Source organism: Trichocoleus sp. FACHB-90 (assembly GCF_014695505.1).
GTDB classification, from domain to species: domain Bacteria; phylum Cyanobacteriota; class Cyanobacteriia; order Cyanobacteriales; family FACHB-T130; genus Funiculus; species Funiculus sociatus.
Map to the genome: position 1 here is coordinate 163,266 of NZ_JACJOK010000069.1, position 25,215 is coordinate 188,480.

Genomic DNA, 25,215 nt, shown 5'->3' on the forward strand with positions numbered 1-25,215 from the left:
TAAGCATTCTTGATAGGAGTGTTCGAGATAGTTTGCAAATTTTACCGGGATTGACCGGATAAAATTTGCTTGGGGGATGTCCATGTTGTTACTGAGCTTGTCGAAGTATCCCGGCGCTGACCTAGAAGTACAGCGCGGGACTTATAGCCTCCCCCAAACCCCCCACCATTAGTTAAAATCAGCACTTCCAGCTATTGCAGTAAGTCGGCGGTTCAGCTCTATCCTACTAAAGTTTCCTCCTCAGCGCGATCGCACTTAACGGCTAATGGTATCGCTCAACTGCAATCGCACTTTTACTGATAGGGATTGATTGCGAAACTTAGCAATCAATCCCTAACTCGATAGAGCTTGTTTAAATTCTGGAGTTTAGACTAAGGCATGACAAAATAACTCAGAGGTACTGAGTTAATGAACTATACTGATCAACAAAACAAAAGTTAAAGAGTCAAGCCGACTTTGACTTGTGTTTTTTTGGGCGATCGCTTCACGAAAAAAAAAGGTATTACAACTAAAGTCGTGGCAAAATTCTGATTCCAACTGTGGCAATATCATGGGTATAACGACAAGCATTCACGTAACACGGCTTAACCCGATTTTCTGTGATGCTACTGATACCCTGTCTTCTGAAGCCCATACCGAAATGCAAATTGAACCATACGACCCCCGCCAACTTGATGCCGTTATTCGTCTTTCGCTTCTGGCATGGACTCCGGTCTTTGATTCGATTCAGAATGCGATGGACTTTGACGTGTACCGAGCATTTTATCCCGACGATTGGCGTGTAAGCCAGCAAAAGGCTGTCGAGGAAGTCTGTGCTGATGCAGAGACAAAGGTGTGGGTTGCGATAGACTCTGGTTCAACCGTGGGCTTTGTAGCGGTGAAACTCCACTCGGAGAGTAGCATGGGTGAAATCTACATGATCGGCGTCGATCGAGACTATCAACGTCGAGGCATTGGCACCGCTCTCACGCAATTCGCTCTTGATTGGATGAAAATTGCTGGGATGTCCGTTGCTATGGTCGAGACTGGAGGCGATCCTGGCCATGCCCCAGCACGTTGTACCTATGAAAAGCTGGGTTTTGGGCTTTTACCGATTGCCAGGTACTTCAAGAAGTTGTAGGTGCGGAGGGTTTGAAAACGATCGTATCTCAGAAAAATCGTAGTAGCACATCCGAGATTTGTCAGTCAATCAGCTGCGTTGGATTACGTTTAAGTAGGTAAAGTTTACCGTATTGCCTAAAGCACAAAGATACTTAGTTAAATATGAAATAAATTGTTTTTGTCTAATCTTCGTTTCCTTTTTATATTATTATTTTGGGTTATTATATTAAATAATGGAAATATTTGCACTTGTTAATAAACGTCAATATTTCCATTATAAAAATGCGATTATTAGATAATTAGATCGTACACAAAAGTAGCCGAAAAAACAAGACTTTTCTTGAACATTTATCGCACCTCGAATTGCAATCTAGAAACAGGAAAATTATTCTGGGTTAATCCGCATTAAGGGTTGCCCATATTCGACGGGTTCGCCGTTTTGAACCAAAATTTCCATCACAATACCAGACACTTCAGCCTCAATTTCATTCATCAGCTTCATTGCTTCAATAATGCAGACTGTTTGCCCGGTACGGATGCGATCGCCTACCTCGACAAATGCAGGTTCATCGGGTGCCGGAGAGCGATAAAACGTTCCCACCATTGGGGATGCCACCTCTGGTAATTTGCGATCGCTATTGGGAGCAGCAACGGGAGCAGCCGCACGGGAAGGCACCTCAATACCCGGACTAGGTAGCACAGGAATAGGTGCTGCTTGGGCGGGAGGCGCAACGCTGGGGCTATCGCTTGTTGCTAGGGCAGGTGGATCGACTGGAGCGATAAAGCGCGGCGCTTTCCGCACCGTAAGTTCAAAATCAGCGCTTTTTAATGTCAACTCCGCAATATCGGTTTGCGCGATCGCCGCCAGCAGTTCGCGGAGTTCGTTGAAATCTATTGACATGACGGGAATAATGAAGAATGAAGGATGAAAAAAAGAATTAAAAATGCCAAGTTAAAAATTTTAAAAGCGAAATTTTTAACTTGGTATTTTTAATTCTTCCTCTGACTTATACCATTTTGTTTGAGACTTGCGGATTTCAAATTCTGGACTTGTGTATTGGCTTTTAGTTGACAATCCAAAATCACGCGATGTTTTGGGAAGAATCCATCTCCTCAAAAATCGCTTCAAAATCCAAAATCCAAAATCCAAAATGGTATTAGGCATTTTCTCGACCCAGATAAGTATCGGTACGAGTGTCAACCTTAATTCGTTCGCCGACAGTAATAAACAAAGGAACCATTACCTGAGCGCCAGTTTCTACAATTGCTGGTTTTGATCCCCCCGTAGCAGTATCTCCCTTGAGACCCGGATCAGTTTGGGTGACTTCCAGCACCACCGAGTTAGGTAGTTCTACTTCCATTATCTGCTCGCCCCAGCGGATAACGTTCACTTCCATGCCTTCCTTGAGGTATTTCACGCGATCGCCAATCTGATCCGTTCGCAGAGAAGCTTCCTCATAGGTTTCCATGTCCATAAACACGAACTGGTCGGCCTCTTTGTAGGTATGCTGCATCGTCCGCTTTTCCAGGTTGGCTTGCGGTACCGTTTCAGCAGCCCGGAAGGTGCGCTCCACCACACTACCTGTTTGCACATTTTTCAGCTTCGTCCGCACAAACGCTGCACCCTTCCCTGGCTTGACGTGGAGAAATTCCACCACCCGCCACACAGCGCCATCTAATTCAATCGTGACACCGGGTCTAAAGTCGTTACTCGAAATCATGAATCTCTATCTTGGGGAGAACAATCGGCAATTCATTTTACCGCACTAGGGACTGGGGACTGGGGGCTGGGGACTGGGGATTGGGGATTGGGGAAAAGATATGAGATATGAGATATGAATTCATAACTCATATCTCATATAGCGGTTTTAAGATAGTAGTCTTAAATAATTCGTGAAGGCGAGATGCCTGACTTCTCTAAGAAGTCGGGCATCTAAAGGGCTAGTGTCTTACAACTCTGGCCCAGATTGCTATAGCAGCCCTAAATGATTAGTGAAAGCGGAAAAACCTGGTAACTTTTAAGAAACCGGGACTGGTGGAGATGGTAATTTTCCGTGCCTGAAATAAAATTGCTATAACTCAGCATTTAGTCCCCAGTCCCCAATCCCCAATCCCCAATCCCCAATCCCCAATCCCTAGTGAACACCCGTATGGCAAGATTAAGAATGGAGTTTTTCAGCTGACGAAAGCTTCCGCCGTAACTGGTTGGCAGCACCCAGGGATTAATTTATGCTTCAAAAAAACCGTTCTATACTCAATTGGTGCAAGCGCTTGGCTCAAACTAGCGTCTTAGCGCTACTGCTGATTACTCTCTCAGTAGGACTTAGTGCTGCTTGGTGGGACACATCAGCCAAAAGTGTCCGCGATAGTGGGTTGCCATCTGGAAATGCGATCACAGACGGAAAAGCATTGCTACGGTATGCCCTACCCATTGAGAACCAAGAAATACGGAATATGCAAAGCAGTTTGGAAGATATCGCTAACCAACTGCGAGGTAAACGCTGGAGTCCCATCACTAGCGATATTACCAGGGCAGATCGGATTCTGAGCGATCGCGTCTCCGAATTACTCGCCAACATCCCAGAGTCGCAAAAACCCGAAGCCCTTGCCCTCATAGATAACATGAAGCAGCAAATCTCCCAGCTTCGAGAGGCGGTGGAAGCCAAAGATAAAGAAGAAATCTGGACTGAGCGCGGTAAACTGCTCGACATGGTGGGACAGTTGGAAGAAATGATGGTGCAAAGCTTCCCCTACGAAGTGCCATCAGAGTACAGCAACCTGCCTCAACTCAAAGGTCGCGCCACCGTGGAAGTGGCAACCAATCAAGGCACCATTACCCTAGTGGTTGACGGCTACAGTGCGCCCGTGACTGCTGGTAACTTTGTCGATTTAGTTCAGCGCGGCTTCTATGATGGTCTAGAGTTTGTTCGCGCCGAAGAGTCCTACGTGCTGCAAGTGGGAGATCCACCAGGGCCAGATCAAGGTTTCATTGACCCAAAAACTGGCAAGTACCGCAATGTCCCCTTAGAAGTGCTAGCGAGAGGCGACCAAGAACCCGTCTATGGCATTACCTTAGAAGATGCCGGACGTTATCGCGATCAGCCAGTGCTTCCCTTCTCCGCCTACGGTGCGGTTGCGATGGCACGTCCTGAAGGCGAACCCGATGGTGGTTCTTCCCAGTTCTTCTTCTTCTTGTTTGAACCAGAACTGACCCCAGCAGGACGCAACCTCTTGGATGGGCGATATTCCGTCTTTGGCTATGTAACTGAAGGCAAAGAAGTCTTGCAAAAGCTGAAAGCAGGTGACAAGGTTGAATCTGCGAAGGTCATCCAAGGGGCGAAAAATCTAGTTCAGCCACAAGTAGGATAAACATTCAGTTGATATGTAGAGTTATAAGTAGGGTGGGCAATGCCCACCCTACTTGCTAAGAACTTTATGCCAATTCTTGAAGTAATCTTTGTAGTCGCCGCGAGTGTAATGGCAATTATGTTGTTTCATAGTACCTCGCAGCAGCAACAGCAACAAAGACAGCTAGAAAATGCTTTTTATCAATTGCTAGAAGCTCAAAATAGCTGCATTTCTCTGATCCAATTGGCAGCAGCAGCTAGAGTAGATGCTCAAGTGGCTAAGCAATACCTGGATCGTCAGATACAGTTATTAGGTGCGATGCCAGAAGTTGATAATGATGGCGATACTTTTTACCGCTTCCCGAAACTGCGTTTGCCACCTTCAGATAATGAATGGACATGAGGAGAGAGGAGGATGCGATCGCGCTTTTTCCCAATCCTCCTACTGCGTTTGACTTCTCACCCACTCGCGGAACAACCGAATCATTGCTGTTTCTCCCACAGTTTTTTGCTGTTCCAGAAACCGCAGAATTTCGGATGGTGAGAGAAAAGGAAAAGTAGGAGATGTATTGCGCTCTAAATATTGTTTCTCTTCTAACTGATAGAATCTCAAGCGTCTTCCGTCATACCGCCAGACTTCCGGCACCCTAAAGTCAGCATACAAGTCAAATTGATTAATAGAACTGCTAGTAATATCAATCTCGATGATTAAGTCAGGTGGTGGATATTGATTTAAGTCGATTTGCTCTATTTCTCGGACAATCGGCTCATTCTGGATGTAGTAGCACTGATCCGGTTCAAATCCCCTCTGCAAATCCTCACGCTTAGAAGTTCAAGGGACCTAAGCTGCGAATATTAATATTTAATTCCTCAGTTAGAGTTTCCACAAAACGTCCTAAGAGTTTTTTGTAGCCTTCATGGGGATCTAGTGGGGCCATAATTTCCAATAAGCCTCGGTCGTAAGTTAGGCGAATCCCCGGCTGTTCTTCTATATCTTTGAGCAAAGCTTGATAAGTCTGCCAGCTAATATTTCTTAACAGATATCGTTGTGGATTTTGAATTAGCGTGGTTGTCATTTTGAGACTAAACCTAGAACGTTGTTGGTAGTCACAACAGAAGTATGGGTATATTTTAGCGATCGCGCTTAGTATTTACTCAGGGTGCGATCGCTTGTTTGAACACACTCTCTTCTTTGCGGTTTGTCAAAACTCCATGAAAATTCGAGACATCGGGGAACAGGGTTTATTACAACGATTGCAACGCTTCTGTCCGGCGGAAGTCGTGGGAGATGATGCGGCTGTAATGAAAACTCAGCCGGGTAAAGAATTGGTAGTGACAACGGATATGCTGGTGGATGGAACCCATTTTAGCGATCGCACCACATCCTCAGAAGATGCTGGTTGGCGTGCTGCTGCTGCCAATTTATCTGATTTAGCCGCAATGGGCGCATCCCCACTGGGAATTACTGTAGGTTTAAGCCTTACAAGCGATACACTCGTCACCTGGGTGGAGCGACTTTACCAGGGAATAACCGAATGCTTGCAACATTACAATACATTTATTGTCGGCGGCGATATTTGCCGTTCGCCAGTCAATACAATAGCAATTACCGCCTTTGGTGAAGCTTCCCCAAATCGTATTATCCGGCGCTCATCTGCTCAAGTTGGGGATGCCATTGTCGTCACCGGAGTTCACGGAGCCTCAAGAGCGGGTTTAGAATTGTTACTTAACCCAGAATCCGGTCAAAATCTCACCGAAGCCGAGAAAGTATCTTTAATCCAAGCGCACCAGCGCCCTAAACCACGCCTAGATGTCTTGCCTTTCCTGTGGTTGGATTCCCAATCCCCCATCTCCGTTGCTGGGATGGACAGCAGCGACGGTTTAGCAGATGCAATTGTGCAAATTTGCCGATGTAGCGGAGTGGGTGCAAAATGCGATCGCGCCTCGATTCCCATTCCAGCTGCTCTCAGCCAAATGGTTTCAAACGAGCAAGCCTGGGACTGGGCTTTATATGGCGGCGAAGACTTTGAACTTGTCTTATGCCTACCTTCAGAAAAAGCCCAGATATTAGTGGAACGATTAGGCGAGGGAGCAGCTGTTATTGGAATTACTACCGAAGCCAATGTCTTGTTAGTAGACTCCTCTGGTGTCTATCCCGACAAACAACTTACCCTCAACCAAGGATTTCAGCATTTTAGTTATTAATCTGGTGTCAGCAGTTAAAACTGACTGTATGGGCTTTTGCATTGCAGCGCAAAACTCATCACTTTTAGCGACGGATTCGAGTTGTAATGCAAAAGCACTTACCAACTAACTAATTACTCTTAGCTTTTCCACTTCTTAGCCATCAGTTCAGCCAAGTCTACAACCCGCTGAGAGTAACCCCACTCGTTGTCGTACCATGCGACAACCTTAACCATGTCACCGTCCATAACCATCGTCAGACTGGCATCCACAATGGAAGAGGCATCGTGACCGCGATAATCTGAAGAGACAAGCTCCAGGTCGCTGTACTCCAGAATGCCTTTCAAGGAACCTTCAGCTGCGTCCTTGAGAACTTGGTTAACTTCTTCGGCGAACGTTTTCTTCTCAACGTTGACCACTAAATCCACTACAGAAACATTAGGTGTCGGAACCCGCAGAGCTAGACCATTTAGCTTGCCTTTGAGTTCTGGTAGCACCAGAGCCACTGCTTTAGCCGCACCTGTTGTGGTAGGGACAATGTTCATTGCTGCTGCTCTTGCCCGTCGCACGTCCCGGTGAGAAGCGTCTAGTAAACGCTGGTCGCCAGTGTAGCTGTGGGTTGTGGTCATCAGCCCTTTGATAATGCCAAAGTTGTCATTAAGCACTTTGGCAAAGGGAGCCAGACAGTTAGTGGTACAACTGGCGTTGCTGATGACAACGTGCTTATCGTGATCGTAGTTTTGATCGTTGACACCCACCACGAAGGTGCCGTCATCGTTTTTACCGGGAGCGGTAATCAAAACTTTTTTTGCTCCAGCGGTTAAATGCTTGGATGCCCCTTCCTTGCTGGTAAAAACGCCTGTTGATTCGATAATCAGGTCAATTTCCCAATCTTTCCAGGGCAAGTTTTCGGGATTGCGATCCGATGTGCATTTTACCGTCTTGCCGTTGACGATGATGGAGTTGTCATCGTGACTGATGTCAGCCTTAAACGTTCCCAACATGGTGTCATATTTCAGCAAGTGGGAGTTAGTTTTTGGGTCGGAAGTGTCGTTGATGGCAACGACTTCCATATTGCTATTTTCCCGACCCAGCCAGCATCGCATGAAATTACGTCCGATGCGTCCAAAACCGTTGATCGCTACTCTAATCACTGCTACTTGCCCTCTGTCTTTTGACCTACAGTAATTTCCTGTTGATGACCCCAATCATATCGCAAAGGGCGCTCATACATAGCGCTAACTGCTGAACAATTCGATGTTTGGTCAGGTAAGACTTCGCACAATTCAGTATGTTAGGGGATCGGCAGGTATTGCTTTCTACTCAAGCGGGTGAGTTTTTCTGGTCTGAAAAGCCAGTAGCGATCGCCCAAGTTCAACAACCGTCAGTAACTTGGCAACATAGCGATCGCTCTTTTGTGAAGCTTGAACGAGTCTGCTTTAGGAACTGGGGCATCCGTGTCCAAATCACCCTGTACACCATCAGGTTAAGCAGTCTTTTCCCCTGAATTTATATCAAAATAATTTATTTCAGCTTTTTTATCCGATAATTGCTCCTAATAGGCTTTTTTTGGCCTATTTACTTATATTGACTCTGTTTAATGACTATTATCTATTTTTTATAAGAAATAGCACAAAAAACCAAAATATTCTGGCGGCATAAACTCTCAGCGAAGCAATTTGAGATTTTAGATTGAGGAATTGGGAATCGTGTTGACTCCAAAATCAATCGGTTTCAATGTTGCGTAAGTTTAAGAACATTATTCGCCAATTAATTTAAGTAAAGTTTATGGGTATCGATGTAAATTCGGACAGCTTCCGGGACTAAGTAACGAATCGAACGTCCTTGGCGGCAATACTGCCGAATCAAACTTGATGAAATGCCCACACTTGGCATGGCAAGCAACGAAGAGCGAATCGTCATGCCTTGGAGAGCCAGCTGTTGAGCAACCTGGGTGTCATCTAGCTGGACATGAGTTGATGGACGCGGTGCCACCAACCAGTCACAGTTTGTTACAAGTTCCTGACGGCGATACCAACGGGGTAAGGTTGTGAAGGCATCCATGCCAATAATCCAGTGCCAGTGGGTGTGGGGGTATAAAGACTGGAGGTAATTCAGGGAGTGGATGGCATAATTTATAGCTTGGAGATTTGCCTCGACAGGTGCCAGAGCAAAGCTGGGATGGTCAGCGATCGCTAGTTGCACCATTGAGGAACGATGCTCAAATTCCATCGCTTGTTTGTGGGGAGGAGAGAAACTTGGTACCCAGATCACCTTGTCCAAATCCGCTTGAATTAAGGCAGTTTCCGCCATCAACAGGTGTCCCCAGTGAACGGGATCAAAGGTGCCACCCAAAATTCCCCAGTTTTGCATAATACAACAGCCAAAGATAGCTTGTCGCCCATCGTCTTTGTCAAACAGTGAAAACTCGGATGAACTGCAACCAACTATGGTGTTAGTCTTTTCAAGAAGTTTCCGGAGTGTAAGCAATTTTGACGAGTAAAGATAAAAACCATCTCATGATAGAAGCTACTGGGTCAGGAATAACCTAGCGTGTAGTTAATCTAACTAGGGTGCCTAGTGCTACGCTCTTGAAGTGCGGGTATTGCGTGAAACAAAAATACTCTTATTATCGAATTGCGCTCTGGGATTGTATTGTAAATCTCGGCAAGGTTGTATCGAGAAAAATCAATTCTTGATATGATAGCGCGTGTTATCGGTGCAGCCTGGATGTGGTGTGGTGTGTAAGGAGCTAAAATGCCGAATACAGTTGATTTTACCGGGAGGCCATTTCATTTCATCGGCATTGGTGGAATTGGAATGTCAGCTCTCGCCTACGTTGTAGCTAAACGTAAGTTGCCTGTATCTGGGTCGGATATTCATTCGAGCCATATTACCAAGCGTTTGCAGGCAGTTGGCGCTCACATTTTTGGTAGTCAAGATGCCTCAAACATAGAATTTTTTCAGCCGAGTAGAGACACTGAAGCGGAGAAAGCGGCAGTTATAGGCATAAGCGACGCAAAAGAATCTTCTGTGGAACCAGAGAAGAACGGACTTGTCCGTTCTGGCGGTCGATGGTCATCTACGAATGGGAAAGTAATGTCGATGACCTTGCCGCAAGTGATTTGTTCCACAGCAATCAATCCGGCAAATGCTGAATATCGGGCAGCACTTGATTTAGGGTGTCCGATTTTTCATCGTTCGGATTTACTGGCAGCTTTGATTCAGGATTACCAGAGTATTGCGGTCGCTGGTACTCATGGCAAAACCACAACTAGCAGCATGATTGGGTATTTGCTGTTAAAAGCCGGGTTAGACCCGACAATTGTGGTAGGTGGAGAAGTAAATGCCTGGGAAGGCAATGCGCGTTTAGGAGACGGGCCCTATCTGGTTGCAGAAGCGGATGAATCTGATGGTTCTTTATCTAGACTTTCAGCTGCCATTGGGGTAGTGACAAACATTGAACTGGATCATCCAGACCACTACGATAGCCTCGAAGAAGTGATTAACACCTTCGAGATATTCGCTTCTCGGTGTAAAAGTGTCATAGGTTGCATCGATTGCGCGGTAGTTAAAGATTCCTTGCAACCGGAAATTAGTTATAGCCTGCGGCGGGACTCTGGGGCTGATTACACCGTCGATGAGATTAATTATGGAGCTGACGGCACAGAAGCGAGAGTTTGGGAACAAGGAAAAATTTTAGGGAAGCTTTCAGTGAAGTTGCTAGGGGCGCACAATTTGAGCAATGCTCTGGCGGCGGTAGCTGTAGGGCGCAAATTGGGTGTAGATTTTGGGGTAATTGCAGAAGCGATCGTATCCTTCGAGGGCGCACGCCGTCGATTTGAGCTGCGGGGCGAGAGCAATGGCATCTGCTTTGTGGATGACTATGCCCACCACCCCAGCGAAATCATCGCCACGGTAGGGGCAGCACGTTTGCAAGTCAAAGCACCGCGCAGGATTGTGGCAATCTTCCAGCCACATCGCTACAGCCGGACTATCACTTTTTTGGCAGAATTTGCACAGTCGTTTAAGGATGCCGACATTGTTGTTCTCAGTGATATCTACAGCGCGGGAGAATCAAATTTGGGGCAGATTAGCGGTGAACAGGTTGCAGAATTAATTGCAACCCATCATCCCAAGGTTTACTACCAACCGTCTCTGCCCGACATCAGTAGGTTGCTTACCCAAATCCTTCAACCAGGTGACTTGGCTCTGTTTTTGGGAGCTGGGAACCTGAATCAAATTATTCCAGAGGTCATGGCTTTCTATCAAAAAGAAGGAAGTAGTTAATAGTCATAAGTCATTGGTTACAGCTTTTCTAATGACCAATGGCTTATAAATAATGGCCTTTCTTCCGTGGTGTCAGCTGTCTCGGCATTCTCATTAGCGAATTGATATGACTCTTTCCTATGATCCACCAAGCGTTTTGAACGCTTCTGTTAACCCCAGCAAAGAATCCCTGAAATCTTTACCCCTTTACTTACCAGGAACTGAGTGTTTATTGCGATCGCAAGCACCTCTCGACCGACTCACATCTTACAGAGTCGGAGGCCCCGCAGAGTGGTACGTGGCTCCCCGTCGCATCGAAGAACTGCAAGCCAGTTTTGAATGGGCTAATTTCGAGGAATTACCGATCACTTTGTTGGGGGCTGGTTCAAATTTACTGGTAAGTGATAACGGGCTTCCCGGTTTAGTTATTTGTACTCGCCATCTCCGTCAAACTCACTTTGATCCCGAAACGGGTCTAGTGAGTGCAGGTGCAGGGGAACCGATAGCCCGCCTCGCATGGCAAGCAGCCGAACGCGGTTGGCAAGGGCTAGAATGGGCAGTTGGCATTCCCGGTACAGTCGGCGGCGCAGTGGTCATGAATGCGGGCGCTCACACTAGCTGTACTGCTGATATTTTGGCCAACACCCAAGTCTTCTCACCAGACGGGAAAATAGAAATTCTTACCCCTGAAAAACTCAAATTTGCTTATCGTACCTCAATACTGCAAGGAGGTAATCGCTTAGTCACCCAAGCAACCTTCAAGCTTCAGCCTGGAGCAGATCCTGCCTTCGTTATGGCAGCAACCAGCAAACATCTAGAACAACGGCGCACCAGTCAACCTTACAACTTGCCTTCCTGTGGAAGCGTTTTCCGCAATCCCAACCCCCACAAAGCAGCTTGGTTGATTGAACAAACTGGTCTGAAAGGATACCAAATTGGCGGCGCTCAAGTTTCCCAGCGCCATGCTAACTTTATCCTTAACTGCGGCGGTGCCAAAGCTAGTGATATCTTCCAACTCATCCGCTATATTCAGCAGCAAGTGGAACATCGCTGGTCACTGTCTTTAGAGCCGGAAGTGAAAATCTTAGGCGACTTTCAACCTGTGTAGAGATGTCGCACGGCCTCAAGAATACTAAGATCGAGATAGACTTGCAAGTCCAACTAATACAGCGTTAAATAGTCATGACACAAAAAGGATTCGGCTTCGGTTTAGGCAAAATGAAAGAACTAGCCGAAGCTTTCAAAAAAGCCCAGCAGGTTCAAGAAGGTGCTAAAAGGCTTCAGGAAGAACTGGAGCAAATGGAGATTGAGGGAGCTAACGACAATAGCACCGTCAAGGTTTACTTGAGCGGTAATCAAGAACCTCTGCGGGTAGAAATTTCAGCAGATGCCTACAATCTGGGGGCAGAAGCCCTTTCTGGACAGGTGACGGCAGCAATGAAAGATGCCTACGAGAAGTCCACAGCAACCATGCGATCGCGCATGGAAGAACTCACCAGTGGACTCGATCTACCGATGTAGTTAGGGATTGGGGATTGGGGATTGGGGATTGGGGAGAAGAAGGCTTACCTAGTCCCTAGCCCGTAGTTCCTAGTTCCTAGTCCCCAGTCCCCAGTCCCCAGTCCCCAGTCCCCAGTCCCCAGCCCCCAGTCCCCAGCCCCCAACCCCTATCTCGGCTTCCGAGTTGCAATCTGAAGCAGAGGTAACTCCAACATAGTTTTGTAGAGTCTATCTGCCAGGATTGTATTAGCTTCATCCGTCAGGTGAACGGCATCAGAGAAAGCCTGACGGGGATACTTCTCGTAAAGTTTGTAGAAGTCCAACGTTTTCACATTTTGCCCATACATTCGCTCTAGCTGCTGATTGGCTGCGGCTAATTGTACATAACCGTCTTTGACTCGTTGAGTATAGGTTGAACCTAATTCGCCCAAAAGCTGCCGCTCTTTTTCCGACATACTGCTGGTTGAGCGCCCGGTAATTTCGGGTTGAGTAGCCACAAGTAAAGGAATCTTTGCCGGTGCTGTCAAAATAGCCATCTGCTTCATGCGATCGCTATAACGTTCAACCCGACGCTTTAACTCAGCTGGCGAAGCTGCCAAACGTTCTTCTAAAGGCAAACTTTCCTCACTCACTGCCATACTCAGCTGATCCACCGATGGCTGCGGTTTCAACACCCAATACTGCGTTGCTTTCACTAGATACGTTTGACTGAGCCAGCGCTTAAGATCCTGGGTCAGAACGAACCATAGATGCCCAGGTGCATTGTTCAGAAATTTGTCTAAATGAGGAATATCCGTTTCGTTTTCGGTGCTGGGCAACATTAAGTCTGCATACCCATCCAAAACTATGATCGCGTCCGGCTTATAAGGCAAAATCTGGAGCGCTAATTGAGCCAGCTGATTGCCAGAAGTATAGCCTGGTACAGCCGCATTGATGACGCGATATTTGCCTTCGCGAATCCGTAGCGGTAAGGAAAGGGCTTTGATTCGTTCTGGCTTGTAGTAAGGCAAAAAATCTGGGCGGAAGTTCTCCGGAGCTGCTTTTTGCTTGGCTACTCGTATATTGAGACTACCTTCAAGCTTGTTAGCAAAGGTTTCTTGGTTACTCAAATTCCTGTGACCAAAGGCGGTTGATCCACCCAAAACGAAAACCCGAATTTCATCTTTGGGTTTTGCTAGGGGAACCGCTTCGTTGTCACGAAAACCCTGTTGGTTAATGCGCCAAAATTTGCTCTTCTGGTTAGGAGCCAGCTCATATCCTACAGATAAACGCTGATTAGCAATCAGATGCCCATAGTTGGGTAGACCGTCGAAGGGTTGCTGGTTTTGATCGAGGAACTTAAGACGGTAAGCTGTAACTTCTGGTGGTTCGCCTTCATAGGCTGCCAATTCGGGACTTTTGCCTGCGACACCCACGAAAACCCGTGCCAGCAATTCTAGAAAAATCAAGAATAGGGGCAGGGCTAGGAGTACGAGGAGAAGCTGAGGCGGCTGGCGGCGTTTTTGGTAAGATTTGTAGCTGTAGCCGGACTTTTTAAACATCAAGTAATGAACCTCAAATGAGCAACGAACAGGGGAAGTTAAAAGTTAAAAAGCAAAGGTAAATATTTATTCTTTTTTGCCTTTTGCCTTTTGCCTTTTGCCTTCGGCAAGCGATCGCGCTATGCTGCAATTTCGTTGCTAAACTTAACAGCGTGGTAGATGACAACCTATGATGAATTTGCTGTGCCAACAGACTTTTCCCTAAATGCTGGTGCGGTATTTAGGGAATCGTTACTGCATAAGAGTACAAAAGTAGATATCTTACCATATGCCCTACAAGTTATTATTCGTCTGCCTTGGTAATATTTGCCGTTCGCCTGCGGCAGAAAACATCATGAACCATTTGATTGAGCAAGCAGGTTTAAGCGATCGCATTAGCTGCGATTCTGCGGGTACTGGAGGTTATCACATTGGTAGTCCTCCAGACAGACGCATGGCAATAGCCGCTAAGGCACGTGGAATTACGCTTCAGGGTCAAGCGCAGCAATTTCAAAAGTCAAACTTTGAGGAATTTGATTTAATTTTGGCAATGGATCGAGAGAACTACCAAGATATCCTCTCCCTTGATCCAGCTCTCAAGTATCAGGACAAAGTGCGCCTAATGTGTGACTTCTGCACCCACCATACTGCCAAGGAAGTTCCTGACCCCTACTATGGGGGCCCGGAAGGATTTAATAAAGTCATAGATTTACTTTTAGATGCCTGTGAGGGGCTGCTGCAACACATTAGAGCTAATAGCATTTAAACAATTAGCTATTAACTATTGACTATTCCACCAAACGATGCTCCATAGCGAAACGCACCAATTCGGATCGGTTGTTGGTTTCCGTTTTTCTCAGCAGACTGCTGACGTGCTTTTCCACCGTCCGAGGACTGAGGTGCAGCTTGTTGCCGATATCGCCATTAGATAGACCTTTGGTGAGTTGATCTAGAACTTCCTGTTCTCGCTGAGTGAGGTTGAGTGTCACGGAAGCAACAGGTGGAGAAAGCGGAGAAGCTTCGACTTCTTGTGTTGGTGCAGCTCCACCTTGGATGAACGATCGCCACTCGACTTGGATCATTTGCGATCGCTCCAACAAATTGCGAATCACCGCCCCCAACTCCTCCAGTTCAAACGGCTTGGGCAGATAAAGATCGCACCCCAACTTATACCCCTGAATCCGTTCTGAGGTACTGGCACGCTCTGTCAAAAAAATCACAGGTAGCAACCGGAAGGCTGGACGTTGACGAAGCTGCCGCACCAGTTCGTAGCCGTCCATCCGAGGCATCATAATATCTGTCACCAGCAAATGAGGATGATACTTCTCAACCAAGCCGAGTGCGGCTTGACCATCCTCGGCTGTAATGACCGAATAGCCAGAAAGCTCCAGATAATCGCTAATAGAAAGACGAATCCCTGGATCGTCATCGGCAACCAGGATGAGCAAAGGCATGGCAAACAGGAAACAGCGTACTTAACCCCTAGAATAAGTCAATTTTATTTATAAGATTAAAACATTATAAGTTTTAGGCAACTTTTCTACCCATTGAGGTAAAAGCTGAGGATGCGTGAACACCGACTCAAACAAAAACTCCAGCAGGGCGAAGTCGTCATAGGCCCATTTATCAACTGCGCCTATCCCGCATTTATTGAAATCTGCGGACACGCCGGATTTGATTTCGCTGTCATTGATATGGAACACGGTGCCTTAAACACGCTAGTTGCCGAAGACCTATGCCGTGCAGCAGACTGCGTGGGATTAGCACCTATTATACGCATCAGCAAGAATGACGCGCCACAAATCCAACGAGCGCTAGACATCGGCAGCGCAGGTGTCCAGGTGCCTCAGATTGAAACCCAAGCCGACGCAGCAGACGTTGTGCGTGGTGCCAAGTATAGCCCGCTTGGTTCTCGCGGTCTATCATTCTACACCAGGGCTGGTGTGTATGGGGCAGATGGCACGCAAATTACCGATCGGCTAAACCAAGAGTCTTTAATTGTCGTTCACGTCGAAGGCAGGCGCGGCGTGGAAAACATCGAAGAGATTGTCAGTGTCCCCCACATCGATGTTATATTTCTCGGCCCTTATGACCTGTCACAATCGTTGGGAATTCCCGGTCAGGTAGGCGACTCGCGGGTTATTGACTTGATGCAGAAATGCGTTACCAGCATCCGCAACGCTGGGAAAGCTGCTGGCACCTTTTCCGATAATCCGGAAACCGCGAAGCAGTGGATTGATGCTGGGGTTCAGTATGTCGGGCTAGGCGTGGATGTAGGCATCTTTTTAAAAGCGTGCCAGGCGTTGGTTCATGCGGTGCGGTCTTAAAGTTTTTTAGCAGGCGTAAAGATGCGATAACCGCAAGTCTTATATACCAATTCTATTTGAGTTGTGAGCCAGCTCTTCAGATCCGCGACTTTTTGGAGAAGTCGGGGATCTCACCTTCACGAATCATTTAGGGCTACTACACAAAATGGCAATCAGCTTCATCAAAAATTTATATGAGTTTTGTATCAAATATAATAGTTTTTTATTTTTCTGAATCTATGCTTGATATAGAGTCCTCATAAAGAGGCTGAATATATAGGGATCAATGCTTATTGGAGAAAAAGCTATGCAAACGCTATCTGAAGTCAAAAATTTGGCTTATGCCATGATGTTTACTTTGCACAAAGTCAAGTCAGTAAACATTGAGGAGTTTAAGCCATTCTTTACCAATCTTCCTGTTGACCCTTATATCAAAGGTAATTATCGCTTTAGACGGTTATCTCGCTTCAAAGTATTGGGGGATGAGTTAATCAAGCTGCCTCATGGCTACTTGTTCCAAAGCAAAAAATACAATCCATTACTGGGGGACATTAAGAGAGAGTTTGCTGAACTCGATGATGCCATGACAAAGCTTGAGGATTTTAAAAAGCTGGTGTTGGCTTTTATTGATTACTGTCAACTCGACAAACAAGCTGTTGAAATTGGAGTTCATCAAATCAGAACTACCTGTTCGCCAGATAATTATGGAAATCCAGCTCCTGAAGGCATTCATAGAGATGGCACTGATTTTGTCGGGATATTTTCTGTGGATAGGAACAATATTCAAGGCGGGGAAACCGAACTGTATAAATCCAAAAAGGAGAGTCCAGTTTTTCATAAAATCCTCAATCCAGGGGACTTGCTATTAGTCAATGATGACGAGTTTTTTCACTACACTACTCCTATCCAACCGCTAGTTTCTGGTAAAGGTACGCGGGATGTGTTTGTTCTGACTTGCCCAAGTTTACTGAAAGATTAAAAATGGGAAGTTGTTAATTTCTGATTTTTACTGAAGGCAGAGTTTCGATTGTTTGAGAAAATCGAAACTCTGCCTCGTTTTTTTTTAGCAATGCTTTTGCATTTTCAAGCTTGTAGGGAATTGTGGCTGCAAGTAGATGGCGATCGCTCAAAGGAATGTACTGATATCGGTTTTGCAACAGCACCATCACAAAAATCCTGAAGATTACGGTTGGTGGCTCAAATGCCAACTGAAAAGCCGATTGTCAGATGAATTAGAAGATGTTCGGCGCGATCGCGTGGAGCGCACCAGCAAAGCTGAAAAACTGATCGCATCGTTTTTTCCTATTGGTGGGATTTATCTGAATAGTTGCTACGTTTGAAGCGATCGCCCTTCTCGGTAATTAATACGCCTCCTCTTCTGTCTACCAACGCCGCCACCTTATCCCCTAATTACCTATATTTTCCATGTTATTCCGTATGTTTACGGATATTGCCAAAGCCAAAATTGCTTTACCAATAACTTGAATTACTAATAACCCTAAGTATTTCTAATTAAGCACTTGCCAGGTCGGATAAAGGGTTCAAATCTTTATCCAAACTTTACTAAATAACTCGGCGATTTCAGTAAAGCTTCGGTTTACGCCCAGGAAATGAGCCAGTTAATTTAGGCAAAGGATAAATATCATCAATTGCTCTAAGAGGGCGGCGTTATTGAGTTTTTATTTAATTCAGGGCGTTGAAAAGTGATACTTTTGCAAGTGCAAAAGCATCCCTATTGTGATGTTTAAACAAGATATCTACCAGAAAATTAATCATGCGAAATCTCTGGAATAACTCTTATTCTCAAAGTCAAGAACTAAATCCCACTTTTAATGGCACCAAGAGTGGTGGCAACTCCAGAGAAGTGACTTCTCTCATCTCAGCTTCCCCAAGAAAAGAAATCGTCTTCATTGACTCTACAGTTGAGGATTACCAAAGTCTTGTTGCTGGTGTCAAACCAGCAACTGAGGTAATTATCCTTGACCCTTTGCAGAATGGAGTAGTGCAAATTACACAGGTGTTGGCAAACCGCACCGACATCAGTAGCGTTCATATTGTCTCCCACGGCAGCGAAGGCAATTTGCAACTGGGGTCAACCCTGCTCAATTCTGACAACTTGGAAGCCTACACCAGTTTTTGGGAGCAGTGGACAGGTGCCTTGACAGCTGATGCCGACATTCTCCTGTATGGTTGCGATGTGGCAGCGGGTCAGGTGGGGAAAGCCTTCGTGCAACAGTTGAGTCAACTGACAGGAGCAGTTTTCGCTGCTTCTACCAACCGCACTGGTAGTGAGGCAAAAGGCGGTGACTGGGAACTAGAATTCACCACTGGAAACATCAAAGCCGATTTAGCATTTGGGCAGTTGGTGAGGGAGGCTTACGGCGCTGTTCTTCCCATCAACCGCGTCTCCGTTGCTAGTGACAGCACTCAAGGGAATGGCTTTTCAGAGTACGCCTCTATTTCCGGTGACGGACGGTACGTGGCGTTTCAGTCTACTGCCAGCAGCTTGGTGAGTGGCGACACTAACAACACTTCCGATATTTTCGTCTACGACCGAGAGACTAACACTACTAGCCGCGTCTCCGTTGCTAGTGACGGCACTCAGGGGAATGACTACTCCTACGACCCGTTTATCTCCGCTGACGGACGTTATGTAGCGTTTGAGTCTCAGGCTAGCACTTTAGTGAGTGGCGATACCTCTGGAAGTGTCGATATTTTCGTCTACGACCGAGAGACTAACACTACCAGCCGCGTTTCCGTTGCCAGTGGCGGCACTTATAAAGGCGGTAACTCTTACGACCCCTCTCTCTCCGGCGATGGGCGCTATGTAGCGTTTTTTTCCAATGCCAGTAGCTTGGTGAGTGGCGATACCAACGGTCAATCCGATATTTTCGTCCACGACCGAGAGACTAACACGACCAGCCGCGTCTCGATTGCCAGCGACGGCACTCAGGGGAATAACTACTGCTACGAACCCATCATCTCCGCTGATGGACGTTATGTGGCTTTTGCTTCTTTTGCTACCAACCTGGTGAGTGGCGATACTAACACCACCTCCGATGTTTTTGTCCACGACCGAGAGACTAACACGACTCGTCGGATCTCGGTTGCCAATGACGGAACTCAGGGGAATAACTCCTCCCGCAGCCCCTCTATCTCAGCTGATGGACGCTATGTGGCGTTTTATTCTAGTGCCAGCAACTTGGTGAGTGGCGATACCAACGGTCAATCCGATATTTTCGTTTACGACCAACAGACTAACACTACCAGCCGTCTCTCAGTTGCCAGTGACGGTACTCAGGGGAATAACTATTCTCTCAATCCTTCCATTTCCGCTGATGGGCGCTACGTAGCATTTAATTCTCTGGCCAGCAACTTGGTGAGTGGCGATACCAACGGTCAAAGGGATATTTTTATCCACGACCGACAGACAGGTACCACCAGTCGCCTCTCCCTCTCTAATGACAGTACTCAGGGGAATACTCACTCAGATTCCCCTTCCCTATCAGCCGATGGACGCTATGTAGCGTTTCATTCTGATGCCAGCACTCTAGTGAGTGGTGATACCAACGGTCAAAAGGATATCTTTGTCGCCGCTAACAACAGCGCCCCCGTACTGGACAACACGGGGAATCCTACCCTAACAACCATCAACCAAGGTGATGCCAGCAATACTGGCACCCTGGTTTCTGCCCTAATTGCCAGTGGCGCTAACGGCGACCCTATTACCGACTCAGACGCAGGTGCTGTTGAAGGAATTGCCGTCACCGCCGTCAATAATACCAATGGCACCTGGCAATACTCCATTGATGATGGGAATACCTGGAATAACTTTGTGGTGTCCGCCACGAATGCCACAGTTTTGACAGACACCGCAAGCGATCGCATCCGCTTCGTTCCGGGTGCTAAGTATAGCGGTACTGTTACAAACGGCATTACTTTCCGGGCTTGGGATGCTACAGACGGACTTGTTAGCGGCACAACGGGAGTGAACGCGAGTATCAGTATCAGTGACGGGGCAACGCCTTTCAGCTTCGCTGCTGAGACAGCCAGTATTACTGTCAATCCCCCACCTACTCTCAGAATCATCGGTACCAACGTCATCGAAGGCGACAGCAACACCCCCAACGCCGTTTTCACAGTTCGCCTATCAGCCGCTAGCACCCAATCGGTGACAGTCAACTATGCCACTGTCAGCGGGAGTGCTACAGCTGGCTCAGACTACACCGCCACCTCTGGACAACTCACGTTTGCGCCTGGAGAAACTACCGCTACTATCAGCGTCCCGATTCTTAACGACTCCCTAAGCGAAGCGCTGGAATCTTTTAGCGTTAATCTATCCAATCCCACCAACGCCACTATCGCCACTCCAACGGGTACAGCTATGCTCACCGACTTCCTCGTGACTTCGGTTAGCACTACTCTCAGCCCTGGCATTGAAAATCTCTCGCTTGAGGGTGACAGTGCTATTAGTGGGATCGGTAACAATTCTGGCAACCTGATGATTGGGAATGCAGCTAACAACTTCCTGCGAGGAAAAGTTGGGAATGATACTCTCATTGGTGGCGCTGGCAATGACACCCTTGTAGGCAATTACAATAACGATACGCTGTTTGGCGGTACGGGCAATGATTTGCTTAAAGGCGGTAAAGGTGCAGATATCTTTGTCTTTGCCAGCCCTAGTGAAGGGGCGGATACCATTGCTGATTTTAATGTTGCTGAAGATACGATCCACGTTTTCAGTGATAACTTTGGTAGCGATTTAGTTACTGGAGCTGCAATTACCACCCAACAGTTTTGGCTGGGTGCTAGTGCAGCTGATAGCAGCGATCGCTTTATCTACAACCAGAGTACGGGTGGTTTGTTCTTTGATGTTGATGGTAAAGGTGGAGCTGCACAAATCCAAGTAGCTCAACTCTCGACTGGCTTAGCGATGACTAATAATGACCTTTTTGTTCTTTGATGCTGATGCCGGGGCATTGATTTAAGATGTAAAAAATTCCGGGGTAATGCCAAAGGCATTACCCCGGAATTTTTAGAGTGCAATATTCCTTCTCTAGCCACTCACTGGAGTTTAGAGCCAAGCTACGCGGCTCTTGAGGGTCGAGAATTAAAAATTTGAGTACCTTTGTTAAGCACAGGATATGTGATTCTACGTTAGCGAGATTGCTCTTGTTTCCAACCTGGAGATTTTCTACACCAACCACAATTCCCAGATGATCCAGGGGATTAAATTACTCTAGCGATCGCCTATTTTTAGTCTAAACTCCAGGCTGGAGCCTCGCCCACAAAAACACTACCACCTCTGAAAAACCTAATCACCCAGTTCCGCCTACGTTAGCGAAGCGGCACGAAGTGCGGGAAGGGGAGCCTGTTGCCCCTCCCCTTGCTCCCGGAGAGGTTGGGGAGAGGTCAAACGAGCTATTTTCCCGGTTGAGTCTGGGAACGAGAAAACAAGAAATTAGGTGGCGGAAACCATCAAACTTGCTGGTTTTGCGAAATTGCCTTCTAAGGCAACACCCCGGTGGTTGGCATGGAGATGCCGCAGGATTTTGTAAATCGCCTCAACTTGATCGGAAGCACCAGCTTTCTGTGCCAATTGGGTAAGAGAGAGGGCAGCGCCTTCTTCCTGTAGGACTTGCAAAACTTGTTTCTGCAAGTCGAGAATGGTGGCGGCAGCTTTTTTACCAGCTTCTACCCCCGGTTGGTGATAAGCATTGATATTGACAAGGATTCCATAAAATCCAACAGCCCGCTCATACAATGCAATTAACGCTCCCACCATGCGGGGATTGACTTGCCCAATCGTCACGGTGATAGAATCTCGGTGATTTTCGTAAAGAGCTTGTCGCGTTCCCTGCAAGAAACCGGATAGATAGTCGCCTGATGTGACACTAGGCTCTATTTCTGGGGAGTTGCCAGAGCGATCGCGTAACACTTCAATAAAGGTTAAGAAGAAATTCGGAACCCCATCTCGCAACTGCTGAACATAGGCGTGTTGGTCGGTTGAGCCTTTGTTGCCATAGACGGCGATGCCTTGGTGAACGATATTACCGTCCAGGTCTTTTTCCTTGCCCAAAGATTCCATCACCAGCTGTTGCAGATAGCGGCTGAATAGCAGCAGGCTGTCTTTGTAAGGCAACACCACCATGTCTTTTTCGCCTTTGCCGTTGCCAGCGAAGTACCAGCTGAGGGCAAGCAGTGCCGCTGGGTTTTCTTTCAGCTTAGGGATGCGGGTAGCGGCATCCATTTCTTTTGCACCAGTAAGCATAGCGCGGATGTCGATGCCTTGCAAAGCGGCTGGAACCAAGCCCACGGCTGACATTTCCGAAGTTCGTCCTCCCACCCAGTCTTCCATTGGGAAGGTGTCTAACCAGCCTTCTGACTTTGCCTGCTGGTCTAATTTGCTGCCGTCTCCTGTGATGGCGACGGCTTGGGGGGGAAAGTTCAAATTCTGAGCAGCAAAGGCTGTTTGCACCTCAATCATGCCGTTGCGCGGTTCTGGCGTTCCCCCAGATTTGGAGATGACTAAGACTAGGGTACTGGCTAGTCGGTCTTTGAGTTTGTTGAGGATACTGTCGATACCAGCGGGATCGCTGTTGTCGATGAAGTGAATTGCCAGGGGCGGGAAATCAGGCGCTAGGGCTTCGGCGACAAACTCAGGGCCAAGGGCTGAACCGCCAATGCCAATGGAGATAATGTCGGTAAATTTGGGGGCGTTGGGGGGTTTAATTCCCCCGCTATGGACTTTTTGGGTAAAGGCTTCAATTTTTTCTAAAGTTTTGACAATCTGTTGTTTTATTTCCGGGGTGGGGGCTAAGTCGGGATCGCGCAGCCAGTAGTGTCCGACCATGCGGTTTTCGTCGGGGTTAGCGATCGCGCCTCCCTCCAATTCTGCCATCTCCTTAAACGCCTTCTCAAACCCCGGCTGCATCGATTGGACAAACTCATCATCAAACCGCATCCGGCTGATATCGAGGTAAAATTCTAACCCCTCGTGATAGTAGAGCCAATCCTGGTACCGTTGCCAAAGTGCCACTGCATCCATAAGCGAATCTCACCAAGCGTGTTTTCAGTCAACACAAGTGTAAGGTAAGCGATCGCATTACTTCTGTGCTTACAGTTTAAAATTCGGTATTTGTGCCGAAACAACCCAGAACTGAAATTCAAAATTTCTTTTCGTCTCCCTAAGAGAAGGGACTGGGGACTAGGGGCTGGGGACTGGGGGCTGGGGACTAGGGGCTGGGTAAGATTCCTTCCAATCCCCAATTCCCAATCCCCAATTCCCAATCCCCAATCCCCAATCCCCACTCCCCAATCCCCAATCCCCAGTCCCCAACTTACAAATCCGGTTTAGGCAGAACCCGCAGGAATTTAACAATATGCCCTGTTACCTCAATTGCAATCAGATAGTCATCTATACTGAAGCGGTAGAAAATGGTATCGGAACCGAGTCGCTGTAATTCCGGTAGGTCATAAATTTGATTGACCCGCAGGAACTCTTCAAAAACGAATTCATAGATGCGTTCTCTAGCCGCGTACTCTAAATTTTTAAGGTCGCGCAAAAAAGACCGGGCGTAGCGCACTTCTAGTTTCACTTTCCAGCTTTAGCTTATTTTAATCGGCACACCCAATTTATTTTGCACTCTTCATGCTGCCAAACACATTTCCCCAGTGATGGAAAAACTTAGGGGAATTGCAACATACGTATAGCCTCTTCGCGGGTTAGGCTTTCCCCCGGCTGTACGCTTTGCTTCGACTCTTGGATGGCTTTGAGCATATAGAGGTCATAATAAACCTGTTGTAGAACTTGCCAAGTGTCTTCCAAGTTATCATCAGTTAGTTTCTCGATTAACTTAGGCATCTTAGCAATTAAGCGTTGTAACCGGCCTCTGACAAAATTCATACTTAAATACCACTGAACAAATTAACATCTTCTTTCTTCGGGTGCTGTTTTCATAAAACGGTTGCCCCTTGTTAGAGGACTCTAGATAGTCTAAAGTCTAAAGTCTCAAGTCCATTGTTTCATTACGTTTCACAAGCGTGACATGATTGGCTATCTAATTTTTTTGGTAACTTTTACTGCGACCTTTGCGCTGTTTAGCCTGGGGTTAAATTTACAGTGGGGCTTTACGGGGCTGATTAATTTTGGACACGTTGCCTTTATGACTGTTGGTGCATATACCACAGTATTGTTGAGTATGAAAGGCGTACCGCTGATTTTTGCGGTTTTGATTGGTGCAGCTGTGGCGGCGCTGTTGGGACTGTTGATTGGTTTATCGACGCTGCGGTTGCGGGAGGATTACCTGGCGATTGTTACTATTGGGGTTGCCGAGTTGCTGCGTCTGGTGGCGCTGAATGAGGAAGAGTTGACTTTTGGCAGCTTTGGGGTGCAAGCTCGTACTTCAGTAGGGAGATCGGGGTATGCACTGCCACTAGATTCTCTGCCACTAGATTTGAATATTGGGTTGATGGTGTTGTCGCTGTTGGTGTTGGGGCTGACTTTTTGGCTGCTGGAGAGGTTGGTGCGATCGCCTTGGGGTCGAGTGCTGAAAGCTATCCGGGAAGATGAGCAAATACCGAAAGCGTTGGGAAAGAATGTTTTTTGGTACAAGTTGCAAGCGTTTATGTTGGGAGGCGCGATCGCGGGTGTCGCTGGTTCGTTCTATGCTTGGTATCTGAAAACAGTTTACCCGACTAACTTTGAGCCGCTAATTACTTTCAACGCTTGGACAATCGTGGTTTTGGGCGGTGCTGGGAGCAATCTAGGTACTATACTAGGAGCAATTATTTTCTCGGCATATTTCGAGGCAACTCGCTTTATCCTTCCCGGACTTGTTAACATCGATAGTGCGCGTTTGGGGGCGTTGCGAATTATGCTGATTGGTTTAATTTTAATGTTGCTGATGATTTGGCGACCGCAAGGTATCTTGGGTAAAAAAGAGGAATTGACCCTTGGCAAATAATTCTCACATTCCGCCCAATTCG

At 47.0% G+C, this 25,215-nt stretch carries 28 protein-coding genes; 15 read left to right on the forward strand and 13 right to left on the reverse strand.

What is annotated here, in order from left to right; genetic code table 11:
- Positions 1 to 640 precede the first annotated feature (640 nt).
- On the forward strand, positions 641 to 1,120 hold the full coding sequence (locus tag H6F74_RS20215; RefSeq protein WP_190444109.1) for a GNAT family N-acetyltransferase: 480 nt from the start codon (positions 641 to 643) through the stop codon (positions 1,118 to 1,120).
- 366 nt (positions 1,121 to 1,486) lie between these two features.
- On the opposite strand, the gene accB is transcribed toward H6F74_RS20215, so the two are convergent.
- The 3 genes from accB to H6F74_RS30620 all read right to left on the reverse strand — a co-directional run bounded on the left by accB (position 1,487) and on the right by H6F74_RS30620 (position 3,316).
- Positions 1,487 to 2,002 carry an acetyl-CoA carboxylase biotin carboxyl carrier protein gene (accB, locus tag H6F74_RS20220; RefSeq protein ID WP_190443977.1) on the reverse strand — a complete coding sequence of 172 codons (516 nt, stop codon included), beginning with the start codon at positions 2,000 to 2,002 and terminating at the stop codon, positions 1,487 to 1,489.
- Positions 2,003 to 2,258: 256 nt separating this feature from the next.
- Positions 2,259 to 2,822 carry an elongation factor P gene (efp, locus tag H6F74_RS20230; protein WP_190420829.1) on the reverse strand — a complete coding sequence of 188 codons (564 nt, stop codon included), beginning with the start codon at positions 2,820 to 2,822 and terminating at the stop codon, positions 2,259 to 2,261.
- A gap of 365 nt (positions 2,823 to 3,187) precedes the next feature.
- The gene (locus H6F74_RS30620; RefSeq protein WP_277875830.1) at positions 3,188 to 3,316 is read right to left on the reverse strand and encodes a hypothetical protein; all 129 of its coding nucleotides are present in this window, start codon (positions 3,314 to 3,316) and stop codon (positions 3,188 to 3,190) included.
- Between the two features lie 14 nt (positions 3,317 to 3,330).
- On the opposite strand from H6F74_RS30620, the gene H6F74_RS20235 reads away from it, so the two are divergent.
- Both H6F74_RS20235 and H6F74_RS20240 read left to right on the forward strand, forming a co-directional pair.
- A complete protein-coding gene (locus tag H6F74_RS20235; RefSeq protein WP_190443979.1) occupies positions 3,331 to 4,470 on the forward strand; it encodes a peptidylprolyl isomerase in 1,140 nt (379 codons plus the stop codon).
- A 39-nt stretch (positions 4,471 to 4,509) separates the two neighbouring features.
- Entirely contained in the window at positions 4,510 to 4,851 is a 342-nt protein-coding gene (locus H6F74_RS20240; protein ID WP_199301447.1) for a hypothetical protein, read from the forward strand.
- Between the two features lie 39 nt (positions 4,852 to 4,890).
- Here the strand turns inward: H6F74_RS20240 and H6F74_RS30125 are convergent, their stop codons facing one another.
- Together H6F74_RS30125 and H6F74_RS30130 are read right to left on the reverse strand one after the other, a co-directional pair.
- Positions 4,891 to 5,262, reverse strand: a complete 372-nt coding sequence (locus tag H6F74_RS30125) for a Uma2 family endonuclease (RefSeq protein WP_242022229.1) — start codon at positions 5,260 to 5,262, stop codon at positions 4,891 to 4,893.
- A gap of 10 nt (positions 5,263 to 5,272) precedes the next feature.
- Entirely contained in the window at positions 5,273 to 5,524 is a 252-nt protein-coding gene (locus H6F74_RS30130; RefSeq protein ID WP_242022231.1) for a hypothetical protein, read from the reverse strand.
- A 136-nt stretch (positions 5,525 to 5,660) separates the two neighbouring features.
- Here H6F74_RS30130 and thiL point away from each other — a divergent pair, with 136 nt between their 5' ends.
- Positions 5,661 to 6,653: a thiamine-phosphate kinase gene (gene thiL, locus H6F74_RS20250; RefSeq protein ID WP_190443980.1), complete on the forward strand. Its 993-nt coding sequence runs from the start codon at positions 5,661 to 5,663 to the stop codon at positions 6,651 to 6,653.
- A 119-nt stretch (positions 6,654 to 6,772) separates the two neighbouring features.
- Here thiL and H6F74_RS20255 read toward each other — a convergent pair whose 3' ends face one another.
- Positions 6,773 to 7,786 (reverse strand): type I glyceraldehyde-3-phosphate dehydrogenase, encoded by a 1,014-nt coding sequence (locus tag H6F74_RS20255; RefSeq protein WP_190443981.1) that lies wholly within the window; start codon positions 7,784 to 7,786, stop codon positions 6,773 to 6,775.
- A 137-nt stretch (positions 7,787 to 7,923) separates the two neighbouring features.
- Between H6F74_RS20255 and H6F74_RS20260 the strand changes: the two genes are divergently transcribed.
- Entirely contained in the window at positions 7,924 to 8,139 is a 216-nt protein-coding gene (locus tag H6F74_RS20260) for a hypothetical protein (RefSeq protein ID WP_190443982.1), read from the forward strand.
- A gap of 263 nt (positions 8,140 to 8,402) precedes the next feature.
- Here H6F74_RS20260 and nadD read toward each other — a convergent pair whose 3' ends face one another.
- The gene (gene nadD, locus H6F74_RS20265; RefSeq protein WP_190443983.1) at positions 8,403 to 9,005 is read right to left on the reverse strand and encodes a nicotinate (nicotinamide) nucleotide adenylyltransferase; all 603 of its coding nucleotides are present in this window, start codon (positions 9,003 to 9,005) and stop codon (positions 8,403 to 8,405) included.
- A 384-nt stretch (positions 9,006 to 9,389) separates the two neighbouring features.
- Here nadD and murC point away from each other — a divergent pair, with 384 nt between their 5' ends.
- The 3 genes from murC to H6F74_RS20280 all read left to right on the forward strand — a co-directional run bounded on the left by murC (position 9,390) and on the right by H6F74_RS20280 (position 12,422).
- Positions 9,390 to 10,922 carry a UDP-N-acetylmuramate--L-alanine ligase gene (gene murC / locus H6F74_RS20270; RefSeq protein WP_190443984.1) on the forward strand — a complete coding sequence of 511 codons (1,533 nt, stop codon included), beginning with the start codon at positions 9,390 to 9,392 and terminating at the stop codon, positions 10,920 to 10,922.
- A 106-nt stretch (positions 10,923 to 11,028) separates the two neighbouring features.
- Positions 11,029 to 12,009 carry a UDP-N-acetylmuramate dehydrogenase gene (gene murB / locus H6F74_RS20275; protein ID WP_190443985.1) on the forward strand — a complete coding sequence of 327 codons (981 nt, stop codon included), beginning with the start codon at positions 11,029 to 11,031 and terminating at the stop codon, positions 12,007 to 12,009.
- 74 nt (positions 12,010 to 12,083) lie between these two features.
- Positions 12,084 to 12,422, forward strand: coding sequence for a YbaB/EbfC family nucleoid-associated protein (locus H6F74_RS20280; protein ID WP_190443986.1), 339 nt, complete (start codon positions 12,084 to 12,086; stop codon positions 12,420 to 12,422).
- Positions 12,423 to 12,568: 146 nt separating this feature from the next.
- Here H6F74_RS20280 and H6F74_RS20285 read toward each other — a convergent pair whose 3' ends face one another.
- Entirely contained in the window at positions 12,569 to 13,942 is a 1,374-nt protein-coding gene (locus tag H6F74_RS20285; protein ID WP_190443987.1) for an SGNH/GDSL hydrolase family protein, read from the reverse strand.
- Between the two features lie 159 nt (positions 13,943 to 14,101).
- Here H6F74_RS20285 and H6F74_RS20290 point away from each other — a divergent pair, with 159 nt between their 5' ends.
- The gene (locus tag H6F74_RS20290; RefSeq protein WP_190443988.1) at positions 14,102 to 14,245 is read left to right on the forward strand and encodes a hypothetical protein; all 144 of its coding nucleotides are present in this window, start codon (positions 14,102 to 14,104) and stop codon (positions 14,243 to 14,245) included.
- Complete coding sequence (locus tag H6F74_RS20295) at positions 14,211 to 14,687, forward strand: low molecular weight protein-tyrosine-phosphatase (protein ID WP_190443989.1); 477 nt, start codon at positions 14,211 to 14,213, stop codon at positions 14,685 to 14,687. Before H6F74_RS20290 ends, H6F74_RS20295 begins: the two co-directional genes overlap by 35 nt.
- A 22-nt stretch (positions 14,688 to 14,709) precedes the next feature.
- Here the strand turns inward: H6F74_RS20295 and H6F74_RS20300 are convergent, their stop codons facing one another.
- Entirely contained in the window at positions 14,710 to 15,375 is a 666-nt protein-coding gene (locus H6F74_RS20300; RefSeq protein ID WP_190443990.1) for a response regulator transcription factor, read from the reverse strand.
- 111 nt (positions 15,376 to 15,486) lie between these two features.
- On the opposite strand from H6F74_RS20300, the gene H6F74_RS20305 reads away from it, so the two are divergent.
- From H6F74_RS20305 to H6F74_RS20320, 4 genes are all read left to right on the forward strand, one after another.
- Positions 15,487 to 16,248: an aldolase/citrate lyase family protein gene (locus H6F74_RS20305; RefSeq protein ID WP_190443991.1), complete on the forward strand. Its 762-nt coding sequence runs from the start codon at positions 15,487 to 15,489 to the stop codon at positions 16,246 to 16,248.
- Positions 16,249 to 16,534: 286 nt separating this feature from the next.
- A complete protein-coding gene (locus H6F74_RS20310) occupies positions 16,535 to 17,206 on the forward strand; it encodes a 2OG-Fe dioxygenase family protein (protein ID WP_190443992.1) in 672 nt (223 codons plus the stop codon).
- A 136-nt stretch (positions 17,207 to 17,342) separates the two neighbouring features.
- Positions 17,343 to 17,567, forward strand: a complete 225-nt coding sequence (locus tag H6F74_RS20315; RefSeq protein ID WP_190443993.1) for a hypothetical protein — start codon at positions 17,343 to 17,345, stop codon at positions 17,565 to 17,567.
- 434 nt (positions 17,568 to 18,001) lie between these two features.
- Positions 18,002 to 21,190 carry a DUF4347 domain-containing protein gene (locus H6F74_RS20320; protein WP_190443994.1) on the forward strand — a complete coding sequence of 1,063 codons (3,189 nt, stop codon included), beginning with the start codon at positions 18,002 to 18,004 and terminating at the stop codon, positions 21,188 to 21,190.
- A gap of 498 nt (positions 21,191 to 21,688) precedes the next feature.
- Here H6F74_RS20320 and H6F74_RS20325 read toward each other — a convergent pair whose 3' ends face one another.
- From H6F74_RS20325 to H6F74_RS20340, 4 genes are all read right to left on the reverse strand, one after another.
- A complete protein-coding gene (locus H6F74_RS20325) occupies positions 21,689 to 23,275 on the reverse strand; it encodes a glucose-6-phosphate isomerase (protein WP_190443995.1) in 1,587 nt (528 codons plus the stop codon).
- Positions 23,215 to 23,538, reverse strand: coding sequence for a hypothetical protein (locus tag H6F74_RS20330; protein ID WP_190443996.1), 324 nt, complete (start codon positions 23,536 to 23,538; stop codon positions 23,215 to 23,217). Before H6F74_RS20330 ends, H6F74_RS20325 begins: the two co-directional genes overlap by 61 nt.
- Positions 23,539 to 23,567: 29 nt before the next feature.
- On the reverse strand, positions 23,568 to 23,825 hold the full coding sequence (locus tag H6F74_RS20335; protein ID WP_190443997.1) for a cytotoxic translational repressor of toxin-antitoxin stability system: 258 nt from the start codon (positions 23,823 to 23,825) through the stop codon (positions 23,568 to 23,570).
- Between the two features lie 89 nt (positions 23,826 to 23,914).
- Positions 23,915 to 24,091, reverse strand: a complete 177-nt coding sequence (locus H6F74_RS20340) for a hypothetical protein (RefSeq protein ID WP_206756334.1) — start codon at positions 24,089 to 24,091, stop codon at positions 23,915 to 23,917.
- A gap of 184 nt (positions 24,092 to 24,275) precedes the next feature.
- Here H6F74_RS20340 and H6F74_RS20345 point away from each other — a divergent pair, with 184 nt between their 5' ends.
- A complete protein-coding gene (locus tag H6F74_RS20345) occupies positions 24,276 to 25,193 on the forward strand; it encodes a branched-chain amino acid ABC transporter permease (protein WP_190443998.1) in 918 nt (305 codons plus the stop codon).
- Positions 25,194 to 25,215 lie beyond the last annotated feature (22 nt).

What these genes read in the sequence shown, in the direction of transcription:
- H6F74_RS20215 (WP_190444109.1), top strand. Translation starts at nt 641, where the DNA reads ATGCAAATTGAACCATACGACCCCCGCCAACTTGATGCCGTTATTCGT.
- accB (WP_190443977.1), bottom strand. Translation starts at nt 2,002, where the DNA reads ATGTCAATAGATTTCAACGAACTCCGCGAACTGCTGGCGGCGATCGCG.
- efp (WP_190420829.1), bottom strand. Translation starts at nt 2,822, where the DNA reads ATGATTTCGAGTAACGACTTTAGACCCGGTGTCACGATTGAATTAGAT.
- H6F74_RS20235 (WP_190443979.1), top strand. Translation starts at nt 3,331, where the DNA reads ATGCTTCAAAAAAACCGTTCTATACTCAATTGGTGCAAGCGCTTGGCT.
- H6F74_RS20240 (WP_199301447.1), top strand. Translation starts at nt 4,510, where the DNA reads ATGCCCACCCTACTTGCTAAGAACTTTATGCCAATTCTTGAAGTAATC.
- H6F74_RS30130 (WP_242022231.1), bottom strand. Translation starts at nt 5,524, where the DNA reads ATGACAACCACGCTAATTCAAAATCCACAACGATATCTGTTAAGAAAT.
- thiL (WP_190443980.1), top strand. Translation starts at nt 5,661, where the DNA reads ATGAAAATTCGAGACATCGGGGAACAGGGTTTATTACAACGATTGCAA.
- H6F74_RS20260 (WP_190443982.1), top strand. Translation starts at nt 7,924, where the DNA reads ATGTTAGGGGATCGGCAGGTATTGCTTTCTACTCAAGCGGGTGAGTTT.
- nadD (WP_190443983.1), bottom strand. Translation starts at nt 9,005, where the DNA reads ATGCAAAACTGGGGAATTTTGGGTGGCACCTTTGATCCCGTTCACTGG.
- murC (WP_190443984.1), top strand. Translation starts at nt 9,390, where the DNA reads ATGCCGAATACAGTTGATTTTACCGGGAGGCCATTTCATTTCATCGGC.
- murB (WP_190443985.1), top strand. Translation starts at nt 11,029, where the DNA reads ATGACTCTTTCCTATGATCCACCAAGCGTTTTGAACGCTTCTGTTAAC.
- H6F74_RS20280 (WP_190443986.1), top strand. Translation starts at nt 12,084, where the DNA reads ATGACACAAAAAGGATTCGGCTTCGGTTTAGGCAAAATGAAAGAACTA.
- H6F74_RS20285 (WP_190443987.1), bottom strand. Translation starts at nt 13,942, where the DNA reads ATGTTTAAAAAGTCCGGCTACAGCTACAAATCTTACCAAAAACGCCGC.
- H6F74_RS20290 (WP_190443988.1), top strand. Translation starts at nt 14,102, where the DNA reads ATGACAACCTATGATGAATTTGCTGTGCCAACAGACTTTTCCCTAAAT.
- H6F74_RS20295 (WP_190443989.1), top strand. Translation starts at nt 14,211, where the DNA reads ATGCCCTACAAGTTATTATTCGTCTGCCTTGGTAATATTTGCCGTTCG.
- H6F74_RS20300 (WP_190443990.1), bottom strand. Translation starts at nt 15,375, where the DNA reads ATGCCTTTGCTCATCCTGGTTGCCGATGACGATCCAGGGATTCGTCTT.
- H6F74_RS20305 (WP_190443991.1), top strand. Translation starts at nt 15,487, where the DNA reads ATGCGTGAACACCGACTCAAACAAAAACTCCAGCAGGGCGAAGTCGTC.
- H6F74_RS20310 (WP_190443992.1), top strand. Translation starts at nt 16,535, where the DNA reads ATGCAAACGCTATCTGAAGTCAAAAATTTGGCTTATGCCATGATGTTT.
- H6F74_RS20315 (WP_190443993.1), top strand. Translation starts at nt 17,343, where the DNA reads ATGGCGATCGCTCAAAGGAATGTACTGATATCGGTTTTGCAACAGCAC.
- H6F74_RS20320 (WP_190443994.1), top strand. Translation starts at nt 18,002, where the DNA reads ATGCGAAATCTCTGGAATAACTCTTATTCTCAAAGTCAAGAACTAAAT.
- H6F74_RS20325 (WP_190443995.1), bottom strand. Translation starts at nt 23,275, where the DNA reads ATGGATGCAGTGGCACTTTGGCAACGGTACCAGGATTGGCTCTACTAT.
- H6F74_RS20340 (WP_206756334.1), bottom strand. Translation starts at nt 24,091, where the DNA reads ATGCCTAAGTTAATCGAGAAACTAACTGATGATAACTTGGAAGACACT.
- H6F74_RS20345 (WP_190443998.1), top strand. Translation starts at nt 24,276, where the DNA reads ATGATTGGCTATCTAATTTTTTTGGTAACTTTTACTGCGACCTTTGCG.